The sequence below is a fragment of the Flavonifractor porci genome (assembly GCF_037572415.1).
Classification (GTDB): domain Bacteria; phylum Bacillota; class Clostridia; order Oscillospirales; family Oscillospiraceae; genus Flavonifractor; species Flavonifractor porci.
Genome location: NZ_JBBHLB010000005.1, coordinates 52,540 through 76,534 on the forward strand (window position 1 = coordinate 52,540; position 23,995 = coordinate 76,534).

At 56.6% G+C, this 23,995-nt stretch carries 25 protein-coding genes and 5 tRNA genes; 9 read left to right on the forward strand and 21 right to left on the reverse strand.

Going from position 1 to position 23,995, the window contains the following annotated elements; translation table 11 throughout:
* Positions 1-48: 48 nt before the first annotated feature.
* Positions 49-1,257, forward strand: coding sequence for a tyrosine-type recombinase/integrase (locus tag WHJ28_RS05920; RefSeq protein WP_340040587.1), 1,209 nt, complete (start codon positions 49-51; stop codon positions 1,255-1,257).
* A 123-nt stretch (positions 1,258-1,380) separates the two neighbouring features.
* Here the strand turns inward: WHJ28_RS05920 and WHJ28_RS05925 are convergent.
* The 5 genes from WHJ28_RS05925 to WHJ28_RS05945 all read right to left on the reverse strand — a co-directional run bounded on the left by WHJ28_RS05925 (position 1,381) and on the right by WHJ28_RS05945 (position 1,848).
* Positions 1,381-1,456: transfer RNA gene (locus WHJ28_RS05925), tRNA-Lys, on the reverse strand.
* Positions 1,457-1,459: 3 nt separating this feature from the next.
* A tRNA-Gln gene (locus WHJ28_RS05930) sits at positions 1,460-1,534 on the reverse strand.
* A 61-nt stretch (positions 1,535-1,595) separates the two neighbouring features.
* Positions 1,596-1,671: transfer RNA gene (locus tag WHJ28_RS05935), tRNA-His, on the reverse strand.
* A gap of 23 nt (positions 1,672-1,694) precedes the next feature.
* Positions 1,695-1,771 (reverse strand) — tRNA-Arg (locus WHJ28_RS05940).
* Between the two features lie 3 nt (positions 1,772-1,774).
* Positions 1,775-1,848: transfer RNA gene (locus WHJ28_RS05945), tRNA-Gly, on the reverse strand.
* A gap of 171 nt (positions 1,849-2,019) precedes the next feature.
* Here WHJ28_RS05945 and WHJ28_RS05950 point away from each other — a divergent pair.
* Positions 2,020-2,682, forward strand: coding sequence for an HD domain-containing protein (locus tag WHJ28_RS05950; protein ID WP_340040589.1), 663 nt, complete (start codon positions 2,020-2,022; stop codon positions 2,680-2,682).
* Positions 2,683-2,728: 46 nt separating this feature from the next.
* On the opposite strand, the gene WHJ28_RS05955 is transcribed toward WHJ28_RS05950, so the two are convergent.
* Positions 2,729-3,505, reverse strand: a complete 777-nt coding sequence (locus tag WHJ28_RS05955; protein ID WP_340040591.1) for a hypothetical protein — start codon at positions 3,503-3,505, stop codon at positions 2,729-2,731.
* A 218-nt stretch (positions 3,506-3,723) separates the two neighbouring features.
* On the opposite strand from WHJ28_RS05955, the gene WHJ28_RS05960 reads away from it, so the two are divergent.
* The 6 genes from WHJ28_RS05960 to WHJ28_RS05985 all read left to right on the forward strand — a co-directional run bounded on the left by WHJ28_RS05960 (position 3,724) and on the right by WHJ28_RS05985 (position 7,635).
* Entirely contained in the window at positions 3,724-4,758 is a 1,035-nt protein-coding gene (locus WHJ28_RS05960) for an FAD:protein FMN transferase (RefSeq protein WP_340040593.1), read from the forward strand.
* The gene (locus WHJ28_RS05965; RefSeq protein WP_340040595.1) at positions 4,739-5,140 is read left to right on the forward strand and encodes a NusG domain II-containing protein; all 402 of its coding nucleotides are present in this window, start codon (positions 4,739-4,741) and stop codon (positions 5,138-5,140) included. The genes WHJ28_RS05960 and WHJ28_RS05965 overlap by 20 nt, the downstream gene beginning before the upstream one ends.
* 46 nt (positions 5,141-5,186) lie before the next feature.
* Complete coding sequence (locus tag WHJ28_RS05970; RefSeq protein WP_340040597.1) at positions 5,187-5,696, forward strand: Gx transporter family protein; 510 nt, start codon at positions 5,187-5,189, stop codon at positions 5,694-5,696.
* Positions 5,697-5,782: 86 nt separating this feature from the next.
* The gene (gene cdd / locus WHJ28_RS05975; protein ID WP_340040599.1) at positions 5,783-6,178 is read left to right on the forward strand and encodes a cytidine deaminase; all 396 of its coding nucleotides are present in this window, start codon (positions 5,783-5,785) and stop codon (positions 6,176-6,178) included.
* The gene (locus tag WHJ28_RS05980) at positions 6,178-7,338 is read left to right on the forward strand and encodes a DUF362 domain-containing protein (RefSeq protein ID WP_340040601.1); all 1,161 of its coding nucleotides are present in this window, start codon (positions 6,178-6,180) and stop codon (positions 7,336-7,338) included. Before cdd ends, WHJ28_RS05980 begins: the two co-directional genes overlap by 1 nt.
* 87 nt (positions 7,339-7,425) lie before the next feature.
* Positions 7,426-7,635, forward strand: coding sequence for a DUF378 domain-containing protein (locus WHJ28_RS05985; RefSeq protein ID WP_087187755.1), 210 nt, complete (start codon positions 7,426-7,428; stop codon positions 7,633-7,635).
* Positions 7,636-7,691: 56 nt separating this feature from the next.
* Here the strand turns inward: WHJ28_RS05985 and WHJ28_RS05990 are convergent, their stop codons facing one another.
* The 7 genes from WHJ28_RS05990 to WHJ28_RS06020 all read right to left on the reverse strand — a co-directional run bounded on the left by WHJ28_RS05990 (position 7,692) and on the right by WHJ28_RS06020 (position 15,167).
* On the reverse strand, positions 7,692-8,708 hold the full coding sequence (locus WHJ28_RS05990) for a S41 family peptidase (protein ID WP_340040605.1): 1,017 nt from the start codon (positions 8,706-8,708) through the stop codon (positions 7,692-7,694).
* A 201-nt stretch (positions 8,709-8,909) separates the two neighbouring features.
* Complete coding sequence (locus WHJ28_RS05995; protein ID WP_340040607.1) at positions 8,910-10,172, reverse strand: murein hydrolase activator EnvC family protein; 1,263 nt, start codon at positions 10,170-10,172, stop codon at positions 8,910-8,912.
* Positions 10,173-10,211: 39 nt separating this feature from the next.
* On the reverse strand, positions 10,212-11,444 hold the full coding sequence (locus WHJ28_RS06000) for a murein hydrolase activator EnvC family protein (protein ID WP_340040609.1): 1,233 nt from the start codon (positions 11,442-11,444) through the stop codon (positions 10,212-10,214).
* Between the two features lie 32 nt (positions 11,445-11,476).
* Complete coding sequence (gene ftsX / locus WHJ28_RS06005) at positions 11,477-12,367, reverse strand: permease-like cell division protein FtsX (protein WP_340040611.1); 891 nt, start codon at positions 12,365-12,367, stop codon at positions 11,477-11,479.
* Positions 12,351-13,043 (reverse strand): cell division ATP-binding protein FtsE, encoded by a 693-nt coding sequence (ftsE, locus tag WHJ28_RS06010; protein WP_087187751.1) that lies wholly within the window; start codon positions 13,041-13,043, stop codon positions 12,351-12,353. The genes ftsX and ftsE overlap by 17 nt, the downstream gene beginning before the upstream one ends.
* A gap of 89 nt (positions 13,044-13,132) precedes the next feature.
* A complete protein-coding gene (locus tag WHJ28_RS06015; RefSeq protein ID WP_340040615.1) occupies positions 13,133-14,224 on the reverse strand; it encodes a PucR family transcriptional regulator in 1,092 nt (363 codons plus the stop codon).
* A 217-nt stretch (positions 14,225-14,441) separates the two neighbouring features.
* Complete coding sequence (locus WHJ28_RS06020; RefSeq protein WP_340040617.1) at positions 14,442-15,167, reverse strand: pseudouridine synthase; 726 nt, start codon at positions 15,165-15,167, stop codon at positions 14,442-14,444.
* Between the two features lie 100 nt (positions 15,168-15,267).
* On the opposite strand from WHJ28_RS06020, the gene WHJ28_RS06025 reads away from it, so the two are divergent.
* Entirely contained in the window at positions 15,268-15,741 is a 474-nt protein-coding gene (locus tag WHJ28_RS06025; protein WP_340040619.1) for a DUF4830 domain-containing protein, read from the forward strand.
* Between the two features lie 18 nt (positions 15,742-15,759).
* Here the strand turns inward: WHJ28_RS06025 and WHJ28_RS06030 are convergent, their stop codons facing one another.
* From WHJ28_RS06030 to WHJ28_RS06065, 8 genes are all read right to left on the reverse strand, one after another.
* Complete coding sequence (locus tag WHJ28_RS06030; protein WP_340040621.1) at positions 15,760-16,311, reverse strand: hypothetical protein; 552 nt, start codon at positions 16,309-16,311, stop codon at positions 15,760-15,762.
* A 14-nt stretch (positions 16,312-16,325) separates the two neighbouring features.
* A complete protein-coding gene (locus tag WHJ28_RS06035; protein WP_340040623.1) occupies positions 16,326-17,168 on the reverse strand; it encodes a mechanosensitive ion channel family protein in 843 nt (280 codons plus the stop codon).
* A 298-nt stretch (positions 17,169-17,466) separates the two neighbouring features.
* Positions 17,467-18,669, reverse strand: coding sequence for an elongation factor Tu (gene tuf / locus WHJ28_RS06040; protein WP_340040625.1), 1,203 nt, complete (start codon positions 18,667-18,669; stop codon positions 17,467-17,469).
* A gap of 149 nt (positions 18,670-18,818) precedes the next feature.
* Positions 18,819-20,924 carry an elongation factor G gene (gene fusA / locus WHJ28_RS06045; protein WP_340040627.1) on the reverse strand — a complete coding sequence of 702 codons (2,106 nt, stop codon included), beginning with the start codon at positions 20,922-20,924 and terminating at the stop codon, positions 18,819-18,821.
* An 11-nt stretch (positions 20,925-20,935) separates the two neighbouring features.
* Positions 20,936-21,406, reverse strand: coding sequence for a 30S ribosomal protein S7 (rpsG, locus tag WHJ28_RS06050; RefSeq protein WP_009259261.1), 471 nt, complete (start codon positions 21,404-21,406; stop codon positions 20,936-20,938).
* 216 nt (positions 21,407-21,622) lie between these two features.
* On the reverse strand, positions 21,623-22,045 hold the full coding sequence (rpsL, locus tag WHJ28_RS06055; protein WP_204882449.1) for a 30S ribosomal protein S12: 423 nt from the start codon (positions 22,043-22,045) through the stop codon (positions 21,623-21,625).
* A 74-nt stretch (positions 22,046-22,119) separates the two neighbouring features.
* Positions 22,120-22,362, reverse strand: a complete 243-nt coding sequence (locus WHJ28_RS06060) for a ribosomal L7Ae/L30e/S12e/Gadd45 family protein (protein WP_340040645.1) — start codon at positions 22,360-22,362, stop codon at positions 22,120-22,122.
* Positions 22,363-22,590: 228 nt separating this feature from the next.
* A complete protein-coding gene (locus tag WHJ28_RS06065; protein WP_340040647.1) occupies positions 22,591-23,976 on the reverse strand; it encodes a YfcC family protein in 1,386 nt (461 codons plus the stop codon).
* Positions 23,977-23,995 lie beyond the last annotated feature (19 nt).

Genomic DNA, 23,995 nt, shown 5'->3' on the forward strand with positions numbered 1-23,995 from the left:
CAAAAATTGAACATCCGTATTACAATAATATTACGAAAGGAGGAAGTCATGCCAAAACGCAACCTTCCCGAATTTTATTATGACGAAAAGCGGCAGCAATATCGCAAGCGGATCACGCTCCCCGACGGGCGCAAAAAGGACCTCTATGCCAAGGACAAAGCCACGCTCCGCAGGAAGGTAGCAGAGCTGCGCCGCGACATTGAGGAGTACGGCTATGACGCCGAAAACCCCACCCTGGCCGAGTACGCCATCCAGTGGTGCGCCAGGCGGCTTCCCGGCCTGTCTGAGGCCAGGAAAAGTGACTACAGAAATGCCATCAATAATCATATACTCCCCGGCCTGGATGGCAACAAGCGGCTGCGGGAGATCTCCACAGCGGACATAGATCTCTTTATGGCCAGCAAAGCAGATATCAGCAGCTCCCTGCACGGTAAGATCACCAGCACCCTTAAGCAGTTGTTTGCCGCTGCCGTCCGGGAGGGAAAGCTGCGCACCTCTCCCGCCGAGCACGTTCGCGCCGGAGGGAAAAAAGCCGCAGAAAAGACTCCCCTTTCCGAAGGACAGCAAGCCGCCCTCATCAAAGCTGTGGAAGGCACAGCAGCCTTTCCATTTGTCATGCTTGGATTGTATGCCGGTCTGCGGAAAGAGGAGATCCTGGGCCTTCAATGGGACTGTGTGGCCCTTTCAGGCCCGGCGCCTCATCTCTCCGTGGAGCGCACCTGTACCCACGCTTCAAACAGCGCCATCGTCACCTCCACGCTCAAGACCAAGGCAGCAAAGCGGAAAATCCCGTTGCCGCCTCCCCTACTCCACTGCCTCCAGTCGTGGCGCATTCAAAACCCCTATGATTATGTGGTGCCCAACTCGGAGGGCGGCCCCCGCAGCCGCCAGTCCTTCCGCCGCCTGTGGGAGATTGTGGAGAACCGCACCGCCGGTACCAGCTACCGCTGGGACCGGGAGAAAGGCCACAATATGCCGGTACAGCGGACCCTGGGGGAAAAGATCACCAACCATGCTATAGTCTGCTCCCTCGACTTCCACTGTACCCCGCACCAGCTCCGCCACACCTATATCACCAACCTGTGCGCTTCAGGTCTGGATATCAAAAAGATTCAGTACCTGGCCGGTCATGCCAATGTACAGATGACCCTCAACATTTATGCCCATGTTGTGGATAATCGTCCGGAAGATCTCTTTGACGATGTCTGTACGGCGTTCCACTCCACCCAAAGTGTCCCCCCTGCCAGTACCCCCTAAAGCAAGAATACCCCCTTATTTTACCCCCAAACATCTGGCGGCCTGTGCGTATTCTGACATAGTATGTGCAAATACAAAAAAGCCTTGAACCATTGCGGCTCAAGGCTTTTTTGCTTGTTTACTTGGTGACCCGTCGGGGATTCGAACCCCGGACCCACTGCTTAAAAGGCAGTTGCTCTGCCGACTGAGCTAACGAGTCATATGGCTGGGATGGCTGGGCTCGAACCAGCGAATGCGGGAGTCAAAGTCCCGTGCCTTACCACTTGGCTACACCCCAACATGGCTGGTCAATAGCAAAGGGGCCGGAGCGGACGCTCCGGCCCTTCCGCCATGAGTTATGGGGTGGATGACGGGACTCGAACCCGCGACACTCGGAACCACAATCCGATGCTCTACCAACTGAACTACATCCACCATAGGAGAACCAAACAGGAAAATGGCACGCCTGAAGGGACTCGAACCCCTGACCCACTGCTTAGAAGGCAGTTGCTCTATCCACCTGAGCTACAGGCGCGTATGGAGCGGGTGATGGGAATCGAACCCACGCGACCAGCTTGGAAGGCTGGGATTCTACCATTGAACTACACCCGCATGGGCGCTGACTGTTGTTAAGTACGTCAGCCAGAATATAATATCATGCCCTTCCCTATTTGTCAACGCTTTTTTACATAGTGCAGAAAAATTTTTCTTGACGTTGCAAAAGAGTCCTTCTCTGGTTATGATGAAAGCACAGGTTATCCTGCAGAGGAGGAACATCCCGATATGAAAATCAGTTATCAGATGGTACGCCAATCAGAGGAGGTCCGCATCTATATCACACAGGCCGACCATTCTCTGTCGGCATTGGGTTTTACCGAGCATAGCTTTGCCCATGTGACCCGCTGCGCTGAGGTAGCTGCTGATATCCTGGTACAGCTTGGTTATGATGCCCACCAGCAGGAACTGGCCCGCATTGCCGGTTTTATGCACGATATCGGCAACGTTGTCAATCGTCATGATCATGCTCAAACCGGTGCGGTAATGGCTTTTCGCATTTTGGATAACATGGGAATGGAACCTGCGGATATAGCTGCCGTGATTACCGCCATTGGCCATCATGACGACTCTACCGCCTTTCCGGTTAACCCCGTGGCTGCCGCTTTGATCCTGGCCGACAAGACCGACGTGCGCCGCAGCCGTGTCCGCAACAAGGAGCACCAGAGCTTTGACATCCACGATCGGGTCAACTATGCCGCCGAACGCTCTGATCTTTCGTTGGACAAGGATGCCGGTACCATCACCTTGACCCTGACCATCAATACGGCATTCTGCGCCGTTATGGACTATTTTGAAATCTTCCTGGAGCGGATGCTCCTGTGCCGCCGGGCAGCGGAACGCCTGGGACTTCAGTTTAAGCTGGTGATCAACGGTCTGGCTCTTCTGTAAAAGAAAACCCGGTTCGGCAAAAGCCGAACCGGGTTTTTGGATGTATTCACATAAGGCGCACGGTGTAGTAAACCGCCAGGATCAGCATCCAAGCCACTAACACACCATACAGCAGGGCCAGCGCTCCCAAGACCAGCGCCGCGATTACCACAACGGCCACCAGAGCGCAAGTCACATAAAGCATGGCATAGTTGGTGGTTTTGGGTAGAATCTCCTGAACTGTACCCTTGAAGTTCCACTGGCCCTTATGGGACTGAAGCAGCCGGAAGCACACGGCGGCAACAACGACGATCACTGCCAGCACCGTCAGATAGCCATACCCGACCAGAGGATTACCGCTGGTCTGAGAGGCAACCTTAACGCCCAGCAGGCCCAAAGCACCGAGTACCGCAGCAAAGAAAAACTCCCGCTGATAGAGATAGTAGATCAGCGCCAGCACGGCTACCGCGGGCACCGCGATGTACAGGAAATTGATGCCCTTATCATAGAAGTAATGGATGACCACCGCACATACGGCCAACACCAGAGAAATTCCGGTCAGAACCCCAGGCAAACAAAGAGAGCGACCCGCACGCCAGAACACCAGAGTCCAAATCAACAAAACCACAAAGCAGATCGGCAGCACAATCGCCAGTACATTAAACATACCCTGAAGGGCTACTGCAATGTAGACCTGTTCAGAGGGAAAGTTTACATACACCTTGTTCAGCAGAAGAAGCAGAGCCTCCAGCACCACAGCGCCCAGAATCCACCAGAGGACCTTGGTCAGGATAATGTCTTCTTCCCGTGCGCGCTGGGCTTTCTGTTGTTCTTTCTTATTCATGTATCCATCTCCTGTGGTAAAGTGTTCGGCGGACGACTCGAACAACCCGGAATTATCAATCCCATATAGTTTATCAGAATCTGCCGCACATTGCAAGTCAAGAATCCCTTTTCTCTTTTCAATCGTTAAAAACTATGTTAAAATAGTATCTGCAAAATTCCGAATCCGCGGCGCCATCGGTCTCTTGCAGGGCCGCACCATACAGAATGGAGTTCATCATGAAGCGTTTCCTTCCTTTCCTTTGCTGTCTGCTTTTCCTGGCTGGCTGTACCGCCCCCTCTGCCACTACGGACCCCGCTCAGGTCCAGTTCTTTTCCATGGATACCGTCATGTCCATCCGCGTATATAACGACAATGGCGAGGATGCCATCCAGGCTGCCCGGCAGGAGATCGAACGTCTGGACAAGCTGCTCTCCCGTACCGATCCAAACAGCCAGATCTCCCTTTTGAACAGCCATGCGGGCGACGGGACCCTGCTCCCTCTGGACCTTGAGGTAGCGGATCTGCTGTTCTTTTCCAAGTCAGTCTCCCATCTGCTGCCCGGCTGTTTTGACATCACCATTGCTCCTGTGATGGACGCCTGGGGCTTTACCAAGGAGGAGCAGCACGTCCCTTCGGCTGATACCCTGGCCGCCGCCATGGCTCTGGTGAACAGTGATGGACTGATCATTGAGAACGCCTCCTCGGCCCGGCTGGGGCAGGCCGGTATGGAAGTAGATCTGGGTGCGGTAGCCAAGGGCTTTGCTGCGGGCCAGGCGGACGCCGTACTGCGAGAGCATGGCGTCACCTCCGCTCTGCTGGATCTGGGCGGAAATGTCACCGCCATCGGCAGCAAGCTGGATGGCTCAGCCTGGCAAGTGGCGGTCAAAGACCCCAAGAGCACCGCGGAAGCCCTATGCGTTCTCTCTCTCGCAGACCAGACTGCCTCCACCTCCGGCGGATATGAGCGCTATTTTGAGGAAAACGGCCAGATCTATCACCATATCATTGATCCCAAAAACGGCTATCCCGCTGACAGCGGCCTCTTATCTGTGACAGTGGTCTCTCCTGATCATATGCTGGCCGATGCCCTCTCCACCACCCTCTTTGTGGCTGGGCCGGAACAGGCATTGGACTTTTGGCGAAGCCGGGATGATTTTGAACTTGTTCTCTGTACCCAGGACAACAGAGTGATCGTCACCGAAGGGTTGGAGGAGGGCTACCGCCCTGCCGGCGAGGATCGGGGGTATACCTATGAGATCGCCCGCCGCTGATCGCCGCCGTCCCACCCTGTGGGACGGTTTGGTGGCGCTGATCACAGTCGCTTTTGCGGTATTTCTGGTCTTTTTTCTGCGCCCCACAGAGGGCAGCGCCATCATCGCTGTTGTCACTTTGGATGGAGAGACGGTGGTCCAATATCGCCTGGACCAGCTTTCCCAGCCTGTTACACTGGATGTGGAGGATGGCGCTTATCCCCTGACCATCCGGGCAGAGCAGGGCCGCATCTGTATCGAGCACAGCGACTGTCCCAGTCAGGACTGTGTCCGCACCGGCTGGATCAGCCGTCCTGGACAGCAGATCATCTGCCTGCCCGACCGTCTGATCATCTCCCTGTCCGGTACAGAGCCTGAACCTTTCGACGCGGTAACAGGCTGAAAAGTTCCCCACTTGTGTTTATTTTTTCCTGGAAGGAGTCCTGCCTGTGTCCGTTTCCCTCCGGCGGCTCACCCGCTCGGCAGTGCTTACCGCACTGGCGCTGGCGCTCTCTGTAGCTGAGGGTTTAGTACCGCTGACTATCCTGTTTCCCCTCCCCGGCCTGCGTCTGGGTTTGGCAAATCTGGTCACCGTATACGCTTTGTGTTGCCTGTCCGGCCGGGAATCCCTGCTGATCCTCGTTGCCCGCTGCCTGCTGGGTTCCCTGCTGGGAGGCAACCTGATGGCACTGGCCTTCTCTCTCACCGGCGGCCTGCTGGCCCTTGGTATCATGGCCCTGCTGCTGCGCCTGCCCGGCCTGTCCCTGTTCGGCGTGTCCATCGCCGGCGCCGCCGCCCACAACACCGGACAGATCCTGGCCGCTATGGCAGTGCTGGGCACTTCCGCTCCTATGGTTTATCTGCCCCCCCTGCTGCTGTGCTCCCTGGTCACTGGAGCGGTCACCGGCGGAGTCTCCATTCTGCTGGTCCACCGGGTCCCCTTTCACGGAAAGGATTGAATGGGAGTTGTCACGCCTGAAAAAAGGTGGTAAAATGAGAGCCCAATCTCATTTTACCACCTTTTTATTTGTCAGGAGGGATTGCTATGACCGATCGGGAACTGGTGGATCTGGCTTTTACCATGCTGGAACGCTCCTATGTCCCCTACTCCCATTTCCCTGTGGGCGCTGCCCTGCTGTGCGCCGACGGAACGGTATTCACAGGCTGTAATGTGGAAAACGCCGCCTACGGCTCCACGATCTGTGCCGAGCGCACCGCTCTGGTTAAGGCCGTGAGCGAAGGCCACCGGGATGATTTCGTCCGGCTGGCTGTAGTGGGCAACTCCGCCGACTATTGCTGGCCCTGCGGCGCCTGCCGTCAGATGCTCTACGAATTTGCTCCCAATCTAACGGTGCTGGTGGGCCGCTCCGACCGAGACTTCGTCCGCCTCTCCCTCCATGAGCTGTTGCCCCACGGCTTCGGCCCCAAGTCTCTGGCGTGATGGGAAACCAGGTTTACGTCGTCTCCTGCACCGATTACGCCAAAGCGGAGACTTTCCTTCGGAAGACGGTGGATCGAATGGGCGGAATGTCCCGGTTTGTCCAGCCGGGGGAGCGCATCCTGCTAAAGGCCAATCTGCTCCGTCCCGCCCCGCCGGAGGCGGCGGTGTGTACTCATCCGGCGGTGATTGGCGCCATTGCCAAGCTGGTCCAGGAGGCGGGGGGCACTGCCGTCATCGCCGACAGTCCCGGCGGCGCGCTTCAAAAGGAATCGGTACTCCGCAATCTGTATGAAAAGACCGGCGCGGCCCAGGCCGCTCAGGAGTCTGGTGGGGAGGTCTGCATGGACCCCTCCGCCCGTTTGGTGGAGCTGCCGGAGGGAAAGGTACTTCGACAGGCCGAAATCATCTCCCCCGCCCTGGACTGCGACGGCATCTTCGATTTGTGCAAGATGAAAACCCATGTCTTTATGGGTATGACTGGCGCAGTAAAAAATAGCTTTGGCCTCATTCCCGGCCTGACCAAGGTGGGCTTTCACGGCTCCCACCCGGATCAGGCCCAGTTTGCCCAGGTACTGCTGGATCTCATTGGCTTTATGAAGCCTCGCCTCAGCGTTATGGACGCCGTCCTGGCCATGGAGGGGGAGGGTCCTGGTGCGTCCGGCACTCCAAGACAAGTCGGATTGCTGCTGCTCTCTGACAATCCGCTGGCCCTGGATGTGATCGCCGGAGAGATCATGGGTCTGCCCCGAAACAGCAACCCGGTTTTGCTGGCAGCGGAGGCCCGGGGGCTGTCTCCCACCCGTTGGGAGGACGTGGAGCTGATCGGCGCCCGTCTGGATGATCTGCGCATCCCGGACTATAAATTTCCCGCCAACGTACGAAGCAACCTGATGGAGTTCCTGGGTCCCCTCACCGGCGCCGCAGGGCGGCTGTGCAAAAGTCTGCTCTCCCAGGCCCCCAAAGTCCGCACCCAGATATGTGTGGGATGCGCCATCTGCAAAAATGCCTGCCCTGGCAAGGCCATCACCATGACCGCTCCCAACGGCACTGCCAAGATCCACCCTCGCGCCTGTATCCGCTGCTACTGCTGTCATGAGCTGTGCCCCCACAAGGCGGTGGAACTGAAGCGCAGCTGGTTGGGCAAGCTCTTGGGCAGTTAAAAGACGGCGTTGAAATTTTTTGAATATTGCACACAAAACAGGATATGCTAACAGCGGTATCTCAATTTGGAGGAGGCAGCATATCCTATGTTCCTGGACAAGATCGCCCTGGTCCTTGCCATCATCGGCGGACTCAACTGGGGCAGCATCGGCATTTTTCAGTTTGACCTGGTAGGTTTTCTCTTTGGAGGACAGTCCAGCACCTTCAGCCGCGTGATCTTTACCCTGGTTGGTCTGGCGGCTATCTGGTGTATCTCTCTGCTCTTCCGGGACCTGCGGGACAAAGATCACACTTAAGCGCAATTTTAAAACGGGCCTGCCGCAACACGACGTTGCGGCAGGCCCGTTTCCTGTTATGGTTGTTCCAGCAGGTCAAGCGCCGCCTCCAGCTGGGCATCTCCCTCATCGGTGAGATAGACTTCCCGATCCAGCGTCAAACCCGTCCCGATCAGCGACGTACCATTACCGGTAAAATAGGCCCCCGTGGAGATGGCCACAGCGCCGCCGTGAGGCAGGGCAAAGGTCTGCTGGGAATAGCCCTTGCCGCTGGTAGGCTCGCCCACAATGACAGCCACCCCCTGCTCCTGCAGTTCAGCGGCAAAGAACTCAGCGGCAGAATAGGTATTGGCATTGACCAGCACGGCCATGGGCAGATCCACGCAGGCGGCGTCCGACTGGGTGACCTCCTCGTTGCCCGCCCGGTCCCTGCTGATGAAGATGGGCCCCTCAGGCAGCAGGAAGTCCAGCATTTCGGTCAGCTCGCTGAGGTAACCGCCGCCGTTGTTGCGCATATCAAACACCAGCGCCTGGGCGCCCTCTTCCTGGAGCCGGGTGACTTCTTCTGACAGCCGGTCGGCGCTGTGGTCGTAGAAATTGGCCAGGGCCACATAGCCCACATTGCCCTCCAGCATCTGAGCCCGTACCGGATCGCTGTCCAGGCTGGCCCGGGTCACCTCCACCGTGCGGCTCTCTCCGTCGGTTCCACGGATCTCCAGGGTAACGGTGGTCCCTTCCTCGCCCTGGATGCGCTCAGCACCTTCATAGCGGGCCTCTCCGGTCAGCGAGAAGCCATCCACCGCGGTAATCACTTCGCCGCTCTGGAGGCCGGCAGCCTCGGCGGGCCCTCCGGCAGTCGCCTCTACAATGGTCAAACCGTCTTCCGACTCATAATTCACCGTAACGCCGATACCCACATACCGATTGGTACGGCGCTGGTTTTGAGCGGCATACTCCTCCTCTGTAAGGTAGTAGCTCCACCGGTCCCCCAGGCCGTCCACCATACCGCTCAGGGCGGAGTCCACCACCTGAGTCTCATCGTACTCCCCCACAAATCGGTTGTTCACCAGATAGAGGCCTTCCAACAGAGACAAGCCCCCCCTGCCGACCAATCCATAGAGAACAGCCAGCAGAATGCATGCTGTTACTGCCATAGCGACTGGCAGCAGTATGACAAGATGGAGGATGGAAAAGCGTTTTTTACGCACGTGAGATCAATTCCTTTCCAGCGAAATGAAACGGCAAGGGCAGAGGGATGCTCCCTCCGCCCTTGTCATTGGTTATATGTACTTCTCTCACCAGGGATGGGTAAGGCTCAGATTGGGATACTTATTCTCCGGGTCCACACGGGTATAGTTGTCCCGCACCTCAAAGTGGAGGTGGTTTCCGGTGGAACTGCCGGTGGTTCCCACATAACCGATGACCTGTCCCTGGGACACCATCTGTCCTTCGCTGACGGCACGGGAACTCATATGGGCGTACAGGGTGGAGTTTCCGTTTCCGTGGTCAATCACCACATAGTTGCCGTAGGAATAGTGGTATGCGGAGGTGACAACCTGGCCGCTTTTGGCCGCCAGAATGGAGGTACCGCCCGCCGCCGGGATATCAATGCCGGTATGGCTGTGGGCCTTACCGGTAATCGGATGAATACGGTAGCCAAACAGAGAGCTGAGGCGATAATATCCAGGCAAAGGCCACAGATAACCCGACTCTGAGGAAATCACAATATTGTTCTGCTTGCGCTCCTCCTCCAGCTGCTTCTGTTTCCGGGCAATTTCAGCCTGAATCTCAGAAGCCGCCGCGCTCTCCTCATCCAGCTGACGGTTGACCTCCGCCACGTCGGCGTTGATCTGATCCAGCAGCTTCTGGGCCTCAGCTATCTTGGCCTGCTGCTCGGACTTCTTTGCCTCCTGCTGCTCCTTGGCAGCCTGTTCTTCCGCCCGGGCGCTTTCCAGTTCGCCCTGGACCCGCTCCAGTTCCTCTCGGGTCGCAATCAACTGGTCCATGACCTCATTGTCGTACGCCATGACGGCGTCCACATCAGCGATCCGATCCAGCAAGTCGGAGAAACTCTCTGCGTTGAAGAGGATGGACCAGTAGGACACGGTCCCCTGCTCCTCCATCATTCGTACCCGCTGACAAAACAGGTCATACTGTTCCGCCTCCCGTGCCTCCGCTTCTTTCCGCTCCGCTTCCTTCTGGGCGATCTCTCCATCATAATAAGAGATCTGAGCGTCGATGTTGGCAATTTCGGCGTTGATGGCGTTAAGCTGCTGGGTCAAGAGCTGGCGCTTCTGCTGCGCAGCAGCCTGATCTGCCTCAGCCTCGGCCAGCTGATCTTTCAGTGCCTCCTGCTTGGCCTGGCTCTCCTGCTGCTCCTTTTTCAGGGCGTCAATCTCGCTCTGGGTCACAGCACCTGCGCTGCTGATGATCATGCTGATCATGGGCAGCAGCATCAGCAGTGCCATGACCGCGGCCAAAGCGCCTACGACCACGCGCCGGGGCTCTATCTTTTTGCCGCCGCTTTTCTGATTGGTTTTCTTACCGCTTTTTGCCACGATTCTTCTCCTTATCTGTCTGTACCATAAACCTGTGCTTTACCAATTATAGGCCCGAATAAAGGAATTGGACAGACCGGGGAAACACCCCTCCGGGTCCACCCGCCGGCCCCCTACCCGCACTTCCAGGTGCAGGTGGTTGCCCTTGGAATTTCCTGTATTCCCCACATAGCCGATGGTCTGGCCCTGGTTTACCAGCTGGCCCTCGCTCACTGCCCGGGAGCTCATATGGGCATACAGGCTGGTGGTGCCATCTCCGTGGTCAATGACCACAAAGTTGCCGTAGGACCAGTTGGCGCCGGAGCCGTACTCCGACAAGATGACCTGACCGCCCTTGGTAGCGTAAATTGGAGTGCCGCCTGCCGCCGACACATCAATGCCGGTGTGGCTATGGGCCTGGCCGCTGATGGGATGGATGCGGTAACCGAAGGCAGAGGTAATCGTCAGGCAGCGGCTCGGCAGGGGCCACTGATATCCCGAGCCAGTGGGAGGCAACGTCACGTTCTGCTGCTTACGCTCCTCTTCCAGCTGCTTCTGCTTCCGGGTGATCTCAGCCTGAATGCTGGCGGCGGCGGCATCCTCCGCCTCCAGCTGCCGGTTGACCTCCGCTGCATCCGCGTTGATCTGATCCAGCAGCTTCTGGGCCTCCGCCACCTTGGCCTGCTGCTCCGCCTTTTTGGCCTCCTGCTGTTCTTTGGCTGCCTGCTCCTCCGCCCGGGCACTTTCCAGTTCGCCCTGGACCCGCTCCAGCTCCTGACGGGTGGCAATGAGCTGATCCATGACCTGGTTGTCATAGGCCATCACCGAGTACACGTCAGCGATGCGGTCCAGCAGATCGGAAAAGCTGTCAGCGTTAAAGAGGATGGACCAGTAGGACACGGTCCCCTGCTCCTCCATCATTCGTACCCGCCGGCAAAACAAGTCATACTGCTCCGCCTCCCGGGCCTCCGCCTCTTCCCGCTCCGCTTCCTTCTGAGCGATCTCTTCGTCGTAGTAGGAGATCTGAGCATTAATGCTGGCAATCTCAGCATTGATGGCGTCCAACTGCTGGGTCAGGATCTTTCTCTTCTGCTGAGCGGCGGCCTGGTCCTCTCTGATATCGGACAGCTGGTCTTTCAGCGCCTCCTGCTTGGCCTGACTCTCCTGCTGCTCTTTTTTCAGGGCGTCGATCTCGCTCTGGGTCACAGCTCCCGCCTGGGTGGCCGCCGATGTACATAACGCCAGGGCCAGCACTCCGCATAAAAGCTGAAGTCTGGGATGTTTCCGTCTCATAGGGTCTCCTTATTCCGGATGACGCAGGCCGATCACACCTGCAGGAACTTGCGGATGGCCAGTATGGAACCCACCACGCCAATGAGCAGGCCGGTGACCAGGAACGCTCCCAGCACCCACAGAGCCATGGGCTGGAACGACAACACCTTCACCAGGTCAATGGTATCCGTACCGCCGACGGCACGGCTGACCAGGGTATATACGCCCCACTGGAGGAAGAATCCCACCACCGCGCCGGTAACGCCCAGGATCATACCCTCAAAGACAAAGGGCCAGCGCACAAAGGCATTGGTAGCGCCGCACATCTTCATGATTGCGATCTCCTCCCGCCGGTTGAAGGTGGCCAGCTTAATGGTGTTGGAGATGATGAACAGACTCACCAGCAGCAGGATGGCCACCAGAATCAGGGCCACACCACCTGCAATATTGCGGATCACGGTAAAGCCCTCGGCGATCTCAGGGGCAGACTTGGTGGAAGCCACACCCGCCACCTGCTTTACCGCCGTCTCGGTCTCGGCCAGCTTGCTGATATCCTCCAGATAGATGTGGAACCGGTCCCGGTACACGCTGGAGGGCAGACCCTCAAAGAGGGGGTTCCCCTCATAATCTGCCTCAAAATCAGTTTGGGCTTGCTCCTTGGTGACAAACTCGGCCCGCGCCACATTGGGCACTGCCTCAATGTCATCCTGGAGGGCCCGGGCATCCTCCTGGGAAAGGGTCTCGTCGATATATGCGGTAAACTGGTTCTCCTGCTCCAGGTCGGAGAAATTGTGCTGGGCGTTCACCGCTACCAGAGAAAAAGAGCCCATGATGAGCAGACAGCATACGATCATGCACACTGCTGCAAAGGACATGAATCCGTGGGTGAAAATGCTGTGGAACCCCTCGGAAAACAGATAGCCAAAGTTATATCGTTGTCTCATTGTTGTAATACCCGCCTGTCTCGTCGCTGATGATCCTGCCGTTCTCAATGGCCACCACCCGCTTGGAGAAGCGGTTGACCAGTTCTCGCTCGTGGGTGACCACCAGTACCGTAGTGCCCAATTCGTTGATACGCTCCAACAGCATCATGATCTCTAGAGAGCGCATGGGGTCCAGATTGCCGGTTGGCTCATCGGCAATGATCATCTGGGGATTGTTCACCAGTGCTCGTGCGATGGCCACACGCTGCTGCTCACCGCCGGAGAGCTGATCGGGGCGCTGATCTCCCTTCTCCAGCAGTCCCACCAGATCCAGCACATAGGCCACCCGCTTGCGGATCTCCCGGGAAGAGGCTCCCACCGCCTGCATGGCAAAAACCAGGTTCTCCTTTACGGTTTTCTTATCGATCAGGCGGAAATCCTGGAAAATAACGCCCAGCGTGCGTCGCATATAAGGCACCTGCCGGGGGGTAATGTTGTTCAGATTGTAGCCGTTGACCATGAGACGCCCGCCGGTGGGGGCGATCTCAGCGGTGATCAGCTTCAGAATGGTGGATTTGCCCGAACCGGAGGGCCCCACCAGAAAGACGAATTCTCCGTCATCAATGCGCAAATTGACCCCTTTCAGGGCCTTGGTCCCATTATCATAGGACTTTTGAATATCGATCAGACGTATCACGCTGTGTACCTCGTTTACAGGATTGGGGACAAACTCACGTGCCGCAGAAGACACCGGCCCCGGCGTCCTCTGCGGCTGATATCACTTGTTTAGTTGTCGATACCGCGGGAGATGAGATATTTCTTAACCATCAGGGCCACCTTGAAGGTAATGGCGTCGTCAAACTCCCGCAGGTCCAGACCGGTAAGCTTCTTGATCTTCTCCAACCGGTACACCAGCGTGTTCCGGTGGACAAAGAGCTTCCGGGCAGTCTCAGACACATTCAGATTATTTTCGAAGAACTTATTGATGGTGAACAGGGTTTCCTGATCCAGGGCATCAATGGGATTTTTCTTAAAGACCTCCTGGAGGAACATCTCACACAAGGTGGTAGGCAGCTGATAGATCAGCCGGCCGATACCCAAATTCTCATAGTTGATGATGCTCTTCTCGGTATCGAACACCCGGCCCACGTCGATGGCAATGCCGGCCTCCTTGTAGGCACGGGCCAGTTCCCGGATATGGCCCACGATAGTGCCAATGCCAATGACTACCCGAATATGGAGTTCCTCGTTGATCTTATCCTCGATCTGCTTGGCGATCTTGTACAAGTCCCGAGTCTCAGCTCCCTCGTTGAGCTGCTTGATGAGTGCCACATCGGTCTCGCTGATGGAGAGTACAAAGTCCACCTGCTTATCAGGGAACATGGCATGGACCACATCGATCAGGGCCGGATCGGTGGTTTCCACCTGACGAATCAGGAAGACCGCCCGGGGCGCTTCGGAGACAAAGTGCAGTTCCTTGGCTCTGACATAGATATCGCCCAAAAGAATATTGTCAGAAATAATATTCTTCACAAAGGTGGCCTTGTCGTGCTTTTCCTCATAATAGGTTTTGGCGCCGTTGAGGGCCACCGCAGCCATCGAGCAGACCATATTGGCCTCAGTATCCTCGCCCTTGGCAAAAACCGCATAGTCAAACTGGGAGCCCCAGCCGGCCAGCGCCTTGAAGGTGCGCCCTTCAAAGCGAACGGTATCGCCCTCGCCCCGGTTCACCGCCTCAACCGCACCGGGCCAGTGTTCTCCAATGCAGCTGAGTTCATTGCAGGCCACAACCGTTCCCTCAGAATCGATCACGCCAATGGCCCGTTCGGTGCTGTCTTTCATCTGTAAGACAACGCTTTGGAAAATTCTGCTGGACATGGTTGTATGCCTCCTTATTTTAGTCCCCGCTTCGGGATACTCCATCTATTACACGCAACACACATAGGCTGATGGCCCAGTTTCCTGCTTCAGCCAGTTCTTACACCACTGTTCATTCAACAGTCACTATTATACCGGTTCTTTTTGCTCTTTTCAATAGCTTTTTCAAAGTTTTTTGGTGATATTGACTAAAAGATGTAAAAAAGTGTAAATCCAGCTATCTTAATTGCTTATCACCACCTGCTGAGCGCAGTGCCGCCACTTCCGCCTGAGTCAACGGCCGCCATTCTCCCCGCTGCAACCCGGGATCCAGTTCCAGTGGACCCATGGTAAGCCGTTTGAGGTAGCGCACTGGCTTTCCCCGGCTGGCCAGCATTCTCTTGATCTGGTGATATTTCCCCTCTCGCAGGGTAACGATGGCGGTATCACGCTGATCCAGCAATGCCAGACCAGCCGGCATACACACCAGACCGTCCCCAAGCGTCATCCCGCTGGAAAAGACCTCTACATCCGTCTCATCCAACCGGCCCTCCACCCGGACAAAATAGGTCTTATCCACATGACGGCGGGGCGCCAGCAGCCGGTGGGCCAGCACACCATCGTTGGTAAGCAGCAACAGGCCCTCTGTATCCTTGTCCAACCTCCCCGCTGGAAACAACCCCACCCGTTTCAGGTGGTCGGGCAGCAATTCCAGCACCGTAGGCTGCCGAGGGTCCTCGGTAGCCGATACCAGACCGGACGGCTTGTGAAGCATGAGATAGACCATCGGCTCCCCGGAAATGGATGAACCATCTACTGTGAATTGGGCTGCCGGGTCATACTTCTCCTCCGGCGAACGGGCCATAATCCCATTCACCGCCACCCGTCCTGCCCGCACCAGTTCCCGGACCTCTTTTCGGGACCATCGGCCGGTATTAGCCAAAATTTTATCCAGACGTTCCAATGACGTACCTCCTTATCTGCTCTCCCCAGTTCCCCGCATAACCTGGGCTCTGGACACATACTCTTTGGATATCAGCACTTTGGGAAAGGGGCGTTGCGCTGTGTTTATCATTACCGCCAGGGTCCGCAAAGGACCTATACTGGCTGTGGCCGCCGCTGCCGCGGTGGTCTGCGGGGTCCTGCTTACCGCAGCAGGGTTGGGTGGCCGGGATGCGGCGGTCTCCGGCGTGGTCAGTCCCACCGGCGTAAAATCCAACGAGGACCGGATCGCATACCTGGAAAGCTATGGGTGGCAGGTCTCTCAGGAACCCTCTGCCGTGGAGGAACTGCTCATTCCGGAGTCCTTCGATGACAGCTACACCCAATACCTGGAGCTCCAATCCTCCCAGGGCTTCGATCTGACGGAATATTGCGGCAAGCGGGTCAAGCGGTACACCTATGAGATCAGCAACTACCCTACGGGGGAGACTGGTATCCAAGCGGGTCTGCTGATCTATAAGAATACCGTTATCGGAGGAGATGTGCTCTCTCCTCAGCTGGGCGGATTCATACATGGGCTGGAAATGCCCGCATAGGTTTGAAAACGGCGGCGCTTAAGAAGCGCCGCCGTTGGACCTTTCCTGTTCTTCAAAGGTACTGTAAACATGATATAGGTGCAGCAGCAAAATCATACCGATCACAAAGCGAATCCCCAGGTTGATGGCCACTATCAGCTCCATCATGCTCCAAAAGACAACTCTGCTGGTAACCACAGCCAGAGATATCATGTTCATTGCCACAATACCAAGCAGATAAATCTTCCATACCACTCTGCCCCATTTTGCCATATCCCTCTTCCCCAAGGCATCCAGCAGATCCGAGGTTACGGAGCAGATATAGTATACGATCAGGACATCCAGCACGGTCACGGCCACAGTAAGGATCAGCGAAGGGGTCCAGGCACTCAAAACTGCCACCAACAGTTCAGCTATCCCGCACACAAAGGCAGGCCGGAGCCGCACCTCTCCCTTGCCGGCAATATAAAGCCCCACCAGAAGTAAAACGGCGCTGATCAGGACCATCACAGGGAAAATTGAGAGTATGCCCAGAATCTGTCCAATAAAAATCAGCCACAGGCCTTTTCCTACCGTACCATAGCTTGTCATAGCCACCGCTCCCCTCATTTTATCAGATGCACATTCAAATGATTGTAGGTCATCTCAATCCCCTGCTGGTCAAAGGCAGCTTTCACTTGCTCAAGCAGATCATAATAGAGGTCCCAGTAATCGGCGGTAGCACACCATACCCGGAGGCTGTACTCAATGCTGCTGTCCTGATAGGCAGATACGCGAACAAAGGGTTCGGGTGTAAAAAAAGCTTTGGGATGAGCACCAATCACCTCCCTGATGGCGGCGATTACCCGTTCCGGAGCATCATCATAAGAGGCATTAAACTTCAGATCCACCCGCCGCTGCTCCGCGGTGGTATAGTTGATGATCTTTTCCGAAGAGATCTGGCCATTGGGCACCGAGATCACCTTGTTGTCAATGGTGCTCAGCTTGGTATAAGCCAGGCCCACCTCTTTCACCGTACCGCTGACTCCACCGGCCTCCACAAAATCCCCTGCTTTGAACGGCTTGGACACCAGCACCTGGATACCTCCCGCCAGATTGGACAAGGTTCCCTGAATGGCCAGGGATACGGCCAAACCGATCACGCCCAGCACAGCTACCAGACTGGTCATCGGCACGCCGATATAGTCCAGCACAATGCAGAGCGTGATGAGCCACAGAATGACCCGCAGCGCGGCATGAATAAAGGTATGGAGACTCTTCTCCATTTCCAGACGCACGAATGCCCGATCTGTCAGCCTGAGGATCACCTTCATTACTACCATACAGCCCACAAAAAGCAAAATTATGGTAATAATTTTTTCCAAATTCAGGTCATTAAAAAAGCCGGTCACTGTCTGGATCGTTTCCTCGGCATCCTCCGGCGTGATATTTGTAATGTTTGTAAGCATGACTTCCTTCCTTTCTGCGGCTATTCTATCATAGCTTTTCTATGCAGACAAGCCCTACAAGCTGCAGCTATAAGAAAAGCACCTACATCATGGCAGGCGCTTTGCGAACAACAACGCTTTTCCTTCGGGCGGACAACCTCCTGCTAAAAAAGGAAAAGAGCCAGCTTTTCAGCTGGCTCTTTTCTCAAAGGAGTAGATTACTCCTCGATGTCGATAACGACGCTTTTCCTTCGGACGGACTTTCTCCCATAGCAAAGAGGACCTGCCTTTCGGCAGGTCCTCTTTTAGGGAGTATTAATTACTCCTCGATGTCGATAACAACGCCGGAACCCACGGTACGGCCACCCTCACGGATAGCGAAACGCAGGCCCTTCTCGATGGCGATGGGGGTGATCAGCTCAACCTTCATGTCGACGTTATCGCCAGGCATGCACATCTCGGTGCCCTCGGGCAGAGTGATGACGCCGGTCACGTCGGTGGTACGGAAGTAGAACTGAGGACGATAGTTGTTGAAGAAGGGGGTGTGACGGCCGCCCTCGTCCTTGCTCAGGACGTACACCTGGCCCACGAACTTGGTGTGGGGGTGAATGGAACCGGGCTTACACAGAACCTGGCCACGCTCGATGTCGGTCTTGGCAACGCCGCGCAGCAGGGTGCCGATGTTGTCGCCGGCCTCAGCGTAGTCCAGCAGCTTGCGGAACATCTCGATGCCGGTAACGACGGTCTTCTTCTTCTCGTCGGTCAGGCCAACAATCTCAACTTCCTCGTTCATCTTGATCTGGCCACGCTCCACACGACCGGTAGCAACAGTACCACGGCCGGTGATGGTGAAGACGTCCTCAACGGGCATCAGGAAGGGCATATCAGCCTTACGGTCGGGAGTGGGGATATAGCTGTCAACAGCGTCCATCAGCTCCTTGATGCAGGCAAAGTCGGGATCGTCGGGGTTGCCGGACTCGCAGGTCAGAGCGTTCAGAGCGGAACCCTTGATGATGGGCAGATCGTCGCCGGGGAAGTCGTAGTTGGACAGGGTCTCACGGACCTCCATCTCCACCAGCTCCAGCAGCTCCTCGTCGTCGACCTGATCGCACTTGTTCAGGAAGACCACGATGGCGGGCACGCCCACCTGACGGGCCAGCAGGATGTGCTCCTTGGTCTGAGCCATGGGGCCGTCGGTGGCGGCAATAACCAGGATAGCACCGTCCATCTGAGCAGCGCCGGTGATCATGTTCTTGATATAGTCGGCGTGGCCCGGGCAGTCAACGTGGGCATAGTGACGAGCGTCGGTCTCGTACTCCACGTGAGCGGTGTTGATGGTGATACCACGCTCGCGCTCCTCGGGAGCCTTATCGATGCTGGAGTAGTCCTCGTACTGGGCCTGACCCTTCAGAGCCAGATACTTGGTGATAGCAGCGGTCAGAGTGGTCTTGCCGTGGTCAACGTGGCCGATGGTGCCGATGTTGACATGGGGCTTGGTGCGCTCAAATTTAGCCTTAGCCATTTTGGTTGTTCCTCCTTAATTACTCGTGTTGAGGTGGGGCTTATTTCCACAATAAATGCGAAAATATTGTATAGCATTGCAGAGTAAAATGCAATACTTTTTTCATTTGCTTTCCAATGGAAAACAATCAGGCAGCAAGTAAAGGCAGATTAGTCTTCCTTGCGGCCGCGCTCGGCGATGATCTTCTCGGCAATGCTCTTGGGGATCTCCACATAGCTGTGGGGCTCCATGGAGTACTGGCCGCGGCCCTGAGTGGAGGAACGCAGGTCAGTAGCATAACCGAACATACTGGCCAGAGGCACCAGGGCATCCACCTGGGTGGCGCCGGGACGGCTCTCCTGGCCCTGGATCATACCGCGGCGGCTGGTCAGATCGCCGATGACGTTGCCCAGATACTCGTCGGGCACGATAACGGAAACCTTCATCACAGGCTCCAGCAACACGGCGTCAGCCTTGCGGCAGGCCTCCTTGAAGGCCATGGAACCAGCGATCTTAAAGGCCATCTCAGAGGAGTCGACCTCGTGGTAAGAACCGAAGGTCAGGTGGACCTTCACGTCCACAACAGGATAACCGGCCAGGATACCCGCCTGCATGGCGCCCTGGATACCGGCGTCAACAGCGGGGATATACTCCTTGGGAATGACGCCGCCGGTGATCTCATTGAGGAACTCGTAGCCCTTACCGGGCTCGTTGGGCTCCACAGTGATGCGGACGTGGCCGTACTGGCCCTTACCGCCGGACTGACGGGCATACTTGGTATCCTGCTCAACGCTCTTCTTAATGGTCTCCTTGTAGGCGACCTGGGGAGCGCCCACGTTGGCCTCCACCTTGAACTCGCGGAGCAGACGGTCCACGATGATCTCCAGGTGGAGCTCGCCCATGCCGGCGATGATGGTCTGACCAGTCTCCTCGTCAGTCCAGGTGCGGAAGGTGGGGTCCTCTTCAGCCAGCTTCACCAGCGCCAGGCCCATCTTCTCCTGACCAGCCTTGGTCTTGGGCTCGATGGCCACGCGGATCACGGGGTCGGGGAACTCCATGGACTCCAGAATGATGGGAGCCTTCTCATCGCACAGGGTGTCGCCGGTGGTGGTGTTCTTCAGACCCACGGCAGCGGCGATATCACCGGCGTAGACTTCCTCGATGTCCTCACGGTGGTTGGCGTGCATCTGCAGGATGCGGCCCAGACGCTCCTTCTGGTTCTTGGTGCTGTTGAGCACGGAAGAGCCGGTGGTGAGCTTGCCGGAGTACACACGGAAGAAGGACAGACGGCCCACATAGGGGTCGGTCATGATCTTAAAGGCCAGAGCGGAGAAGGGGGCATTGTCGTCAGCGGGACGCTCGTCCTCTTCCTCGGTCTCGGGGTTGACACCCTTAATGGCGGGAATATCCAGAGGAGAGGGCATGAAGTCCACGATGGCGTCCAGCAGCTTCTGCACGCCCTTGTTGCGGTAAGAGGTACCGCAGGTCACGGGAACCAGCAGGTTCTCAATGGTGCCACGGCGCAGAGCGGCGCGGATCTTATCCTCGGGGATGGGCTGCTCCTCCAGAGCCAGCTCCATGATCTCGTCGTCGATATCGGCGCAGGCATCGATGAGCTTGGTCCGGTACTCCTGGGCCAGCTCCATCATGTCAGCAGGGATATCCTCCACACGCATATCCTTGCCCAGCTCATCGTAATAGATGTCAGCCTTCATCTCCACCAGGTCGATGATGCCCTTGAAGGTATCCTCGGAGCCGATGGGCAGCTGAATGGGCACGGCGTTACACTTCAGGCGGTCATGGATCATGTTCAGCACGTTGAAGAAGTCGGCGCCCATGATGTCCATCTTATTGACGTAGATCATGCGGGGGACCTTATAGTGGTCAGCCTGACGCCATACAGTCTCGGACTGAGGCTCAACGCCGCCCTTGGCGCACATGACGGTCACAGAACCGTCCAGCACGCGCAGGGAGCGCTCCACCTCCACGGTGAAGTCCACGTGGCCGGGAGTGTCGATGATGTTGATACGGGTCTGGGGGAACTGCTGCTTGGAGCCAGTCCAGTAGCAGGTGGTAGCAGCGGAAGTGATGGTGATGCCGCGCTCCTGCTCCTGAGCCATCCAGTCCATGGTGGCGGTGCCGTCATGGGTCTCACCGATCTTGTAGTTTACGCCGGTGTAGTACAGGATGCGCTCGGTGGTAGTCGTCTTACCGGCGTCGATGTGAGCCATGATGCCGATATTTCTGGTATTCTGTAAAGTAACTTTCCTAGGCATACTCTAACTCCTTACCAGCGATAGTGAGCGAACGCCTTGTTGGACTCGGCCATCTTGTGGGTATCCTCGCGCTTCTTGACGGCGGAACCCAGGTTGTTGGCGGCGTCCATGATCTCACCGGCCAGACGCTCCTTCATGGTCTTCTCGCTGCGGGCGCGGGAGTAGTTGGTGAGCCACCGCAGACCCAGGGTCTGACGGCGCTCAGGCCGAACCTCGATGGGCACCTGATAGGTAGCGCCGCCCACACGACGGGCCTTAACCTCCAGGGACGGCATGATGTTCTCCAGAGCGGTGGTGAACACGTCCAGGGGGTCCTTCTCGGTCTTTTCCTTGATGATATCGAAAGCTCCGTAGACCACCTTCTGGGCCACGCCCTTCTTACCGTCCAGCATGATGCTGTTGACCAGCTTGGTCACCAGGACGGAATTGTAGATAGGATCGGGCAGAACCTCCCGCTTGGGTACGTTTCCTCTTCTGGGCACTTTGCTTCCCTCCTTCATAGTATGATTTCATAGGTACTCGAAGGCGTTTAAAACGCCCCCGTGTAAGACAAGTGCCTGCTTGTCCAGTGCCTCACAGGAAAACGTCCCTATATCTATAGGAAACGCTTCTGCAAGGACAACTGCCTTGCGCGATTGCGCGTTAATTCGATTCATGCGGCTGCAAACTTGCAGCGTGGTTGGAAGTAATCGTTAAAATTACTTCTTGCCGGCCTTGGGCCGCTTGGCACCGTACTTGGAACGGGCCTGCATCCGGTTGGCAACGCCCTGGGCATCCAGAGTGCCGCGGATGATGTGGTAACGAACGCCGGGCAGGTCCTTAACACGACCGCCGCGGATCATGACCACGGAGTGCTCCTGCAGATTGTGGCCAACACCAGGAATGTAAGCGGTCACTTCGTAGCCGTTGGTCAGACGCACACGGGCGATCTTACGGAGAGCGGAGTTAGGCTTCTTCGGGGTGGAGGTACGAACAGCAGTGCACACACCTCTCTTCTGGGGAGAAGGCAGGTCGGTCTCGCGGTTCTTCAGGGTGTTCAGGCCCTTCTGCATGGCAGGAGAATTGGACTTGTAGGTCACGGCCTCGCGTCCCTTGCGAACGAGCTGGTTAAACGTAGGCATGGTTTTCCTCCTTTCTTTGTTTCTGAGAAATATATTTTAACGGAATAATCAAAAATTATACCGTTAAAACCAAATCAGTGCAGCAGCGCAGCCACGGCGCTGCCTACGGCAATGCCGCAGGCGGAACCCAGTTCCTTCATCTGCGCCACCTTTTCCACCGGCACGCCCTTTTCGGCGCACAGCGTCTCCACAGGGCCGGTCAATGCCGGATCGGCGTCCTGGGCAAGAAAAACACGGGCGGCCCGCCCATCATCGATGGCACGGCGGGTCTGCTTGACCCCCACCACTTTGGCGCCCTGCTTGAGTTGGGTGAGCATCGGTAAGCCTCCCGTTTCTTGAAATCGCGGAGAAGCGCAGCAATTTTGCCGCATTTTTCCTGTTGGCAGGCACACCTGCGCAATTCCGGATTATATCATACCCCAAAATGTAAGTCAATCAGAAAATCACTGGATTTTCCAACAGTTTCGGGGCGTTTCCCGTCGGAATGCCGAGGGGCGGCGTACCGACCGGCACGCCGCCCCTCATTGGGGAGTATTCGGGAAGGCTCAGAAGGGTCCGTAGCCGATCTGGTTGGCGACGACAACAAGAGCGAAGCCGGCCGCGATCAGACAAGCATAGATCTTCCAGGCAAACTTAAACCAATGACCGTAATCCATATCGCACAGGGAGAGAGCCAGCAGGGCGGAGGTGGGCCAGAAGGTGTTGGTAAAGCCGTCTCCGTACTGATAAGCCAGCACCATGACCTGCTGGTTGATGCCCAGGACCTGGCCCATGGGCTGGAGGATGGGCATCAGGACCACAGCCTTGCCGGAGCCGGACCCCACAAAGAAGTTGAAGGCGGTAACAAACGCATAGACCACCAGCAGAGTAAGCACCGGGCTCTTGCCATCCAGCACATTGGCCATGGCGTTGATGATGGTGTCGGTGATGTTGCCTTTCGTCAGGATCACAGATACCGCCCGGCTCAGACCGATGACCATAGTGGGCGCCACCACGCCGGCCATGCCCTTGCCAAACTCAACGCAGGCGGTATTCACGTTGGTGCGGGAAAGGATGATGGCCAGGATGGTAATGGGGAAATAGCAGGCAGTGATCTCAGGCAGCCCCCACTTCCACATCAGGGAACCCACCACGGAGACTACGATGGCAGCCAGGAAGGCCAGGATAATAATGATCCGGGCTTTTGTGAACCTCAGACCTTCCTCAAATTCCATGGGCGCGGTCTGTTCCTGGAGGTAGTTTTCGCCCATGACGCTGTTTTTGGGGTCCTTTTTGATCTTAATGCAGTAGCGGACCAGGAAAAACAGGGCGATGGCGTAGAAGATCACCAGGCCCACAGCCCGGAATCCGATACCGGAGTACATGGGCAGGCCCACCAGAGTCTGGGCCACACCGGTGGTGTAGGGGTTGACCATGCCGCAGGTGAAGCCCACGGCGGTGGACAGCAGGATAATGGCGGTACCCACCATTTTATCATAGCCCAATGTAATGAACAGAGAAATGATGATGGGGTAGAAGGGGTAGAGAGCATCCAGATAGCCGATGACGCCCAGACCGGTGAACAGGGTGAAGAACAGGATCACCATGACGAGGCCCTTGCCTCTGGCGCCGCGGATCAAAGACTGGATACCGGCGGAGAAAGCACCGGTGTACTGAATGATCTGGATGCAGCCGCTGATGAGCAGCACGGCACCGATGATGTTTGCACTCTCCACAACGCCCTGGTGAATGGCGGTAAAGAAGTCCAGGAAGCCCACCGGGGTCTGCGCCGCATAAGCAAAACTGTCGGGGTCCACCGCACCGTCCACCCGAACGTAGCTGCCGGCGGGCACCACATAGGTCATGATGGTCACCAACAACATCAGAATCAGGATGACCGCGTACACATGGGGCATACTGAAGCCCCTTTTCTTCTGCAATGTCTTGCCCATTCTCAAGTCCTCCTCATTA

Bases quoted from the DNA above. Each gene is read 5' to 3' on its own strand.
- WHJ28_RS05920 (WP_340040587.1), top strand. From the start codon at position 49: ATGCCAAAACGCAACCTTCCCGAATTTTATTATGACGAAAAGCGGCAG.
- WHJ28_RS05950 (WP_340040589.1), top strand. From the start codon at position 2,020: ATGAAAATCAGTTATCAGATGGTACGCCAATCAGAGGAGGTCCGCATC.
- WHJ28_RS05955 (WP_340040591.1), bottom strand. From the start codon at position 3,505: ATGAATAAGAAAGAACAACAGAAAGCCCAGCGCGCACGGGAAGAAGAC.
- WHJ28_RS05960 (WP_340040593.1), top strand. From the start codon at position 3,724: ATGAAGCGTTTCCTTCCTTTCCTTTGCTGTCTGCTTTTCCTGGCTGGC.
- WHJ28_RS05965 (WP_340040595.1), top strand. From the start codon at position 4,739: ATGAGATCGCCCGCCGCTGATCGCCGCCGTCCCACCCTGTGGGACGGT.
- cdd (WP_340040599.1), top strand. From the start codon at position 5,783: ATGACCGATCGGGAACTGGTGGATCTGGCTTTTACCATGCTGGAACGC.
- WHJ28_RS05980 (WP_340040601.1), top strand. From the start codon at position 6,178: ATGGGAAACCAGGTTTACGTCGTCTCCTGCACCGATTACGCCAAAGCG.
- WHJ28_RS05985 (WP_087187755.1), top strand. From the start codon at position 7,426: ATGTTCCTGGACAAGATCGCCCTGGTCCTTGCCATCATCGGCGGACTC.
- WHJ28_RS06000 (WP_340040609.1), bottom strand. From the start codon at position 11,444: ATGAGACGGAAACATCCCAGACTTCAGCTTTTATGCGGAGTGCTGGCC.
- ftsX (WP_340040611.1), bottom strand. From the start codon at position 12,367: ATGAGACAACGATATAACTTTGGCTATCTGTTTTCCGAGGGGTTCCAC.
- WHJ28_RS06015 (WP_340040615.1), bottom strand. From the start codon at position 14,224: ATGTCCAGCAGAATTTTCCAAAGCGTTGTCTTACAGATGAAAGACAGC.
- WHJ28_RS06030 (WP_340040621.1), bottom strand. From the start codon at position 16,311: ATGACAAGCTATGGTACGGTAGGAAAAGGCCTGTGGCTGATTTTTATT.
- WHJ28_RS06035 (WP_340040623.1), bottom strand. From the start codon at position 17,168: ATGCTTACAAACATTACAAATATCACGCCGGAGGATGCCGAGGAAACG.
- tuf (WP_340040625.1), bottom strand. From the start codon at position 18,669: ATGGCTAAGGCTAAATTTGAGCGCACCAAGCCCCATGTCAACATCGGC.
- fusA (WP_340040627.1), bottom strand. From the start codon at position 20,924: ATGCCTAGGAAAGTTACTTTACAGAATACCAGAAATATCGGCATCATG.
- rpsL (WP_204882449.1), bottom strand. From the start codon at position 22,045: ATGCCTACGTTTAACCAGCTCGTTCGCAAGGGACGCGAGGCCGTGACC.
- WHJ28_RS06060 (WP_340040645.1), bottom strand. From the start codon at position 22,362: ATGCTCACCCAACTCAAGCAGGGCGCCAAAGTGGTGGGGGTCAAGCAG.
- WHJ28_RS06065 (WP_340040647.1), bottom strand. From the start codon at position 23,976: ATGGGCAAGACATTGCAGAAGAAAAGGGGCTTCAGTATGCCCCATGTG.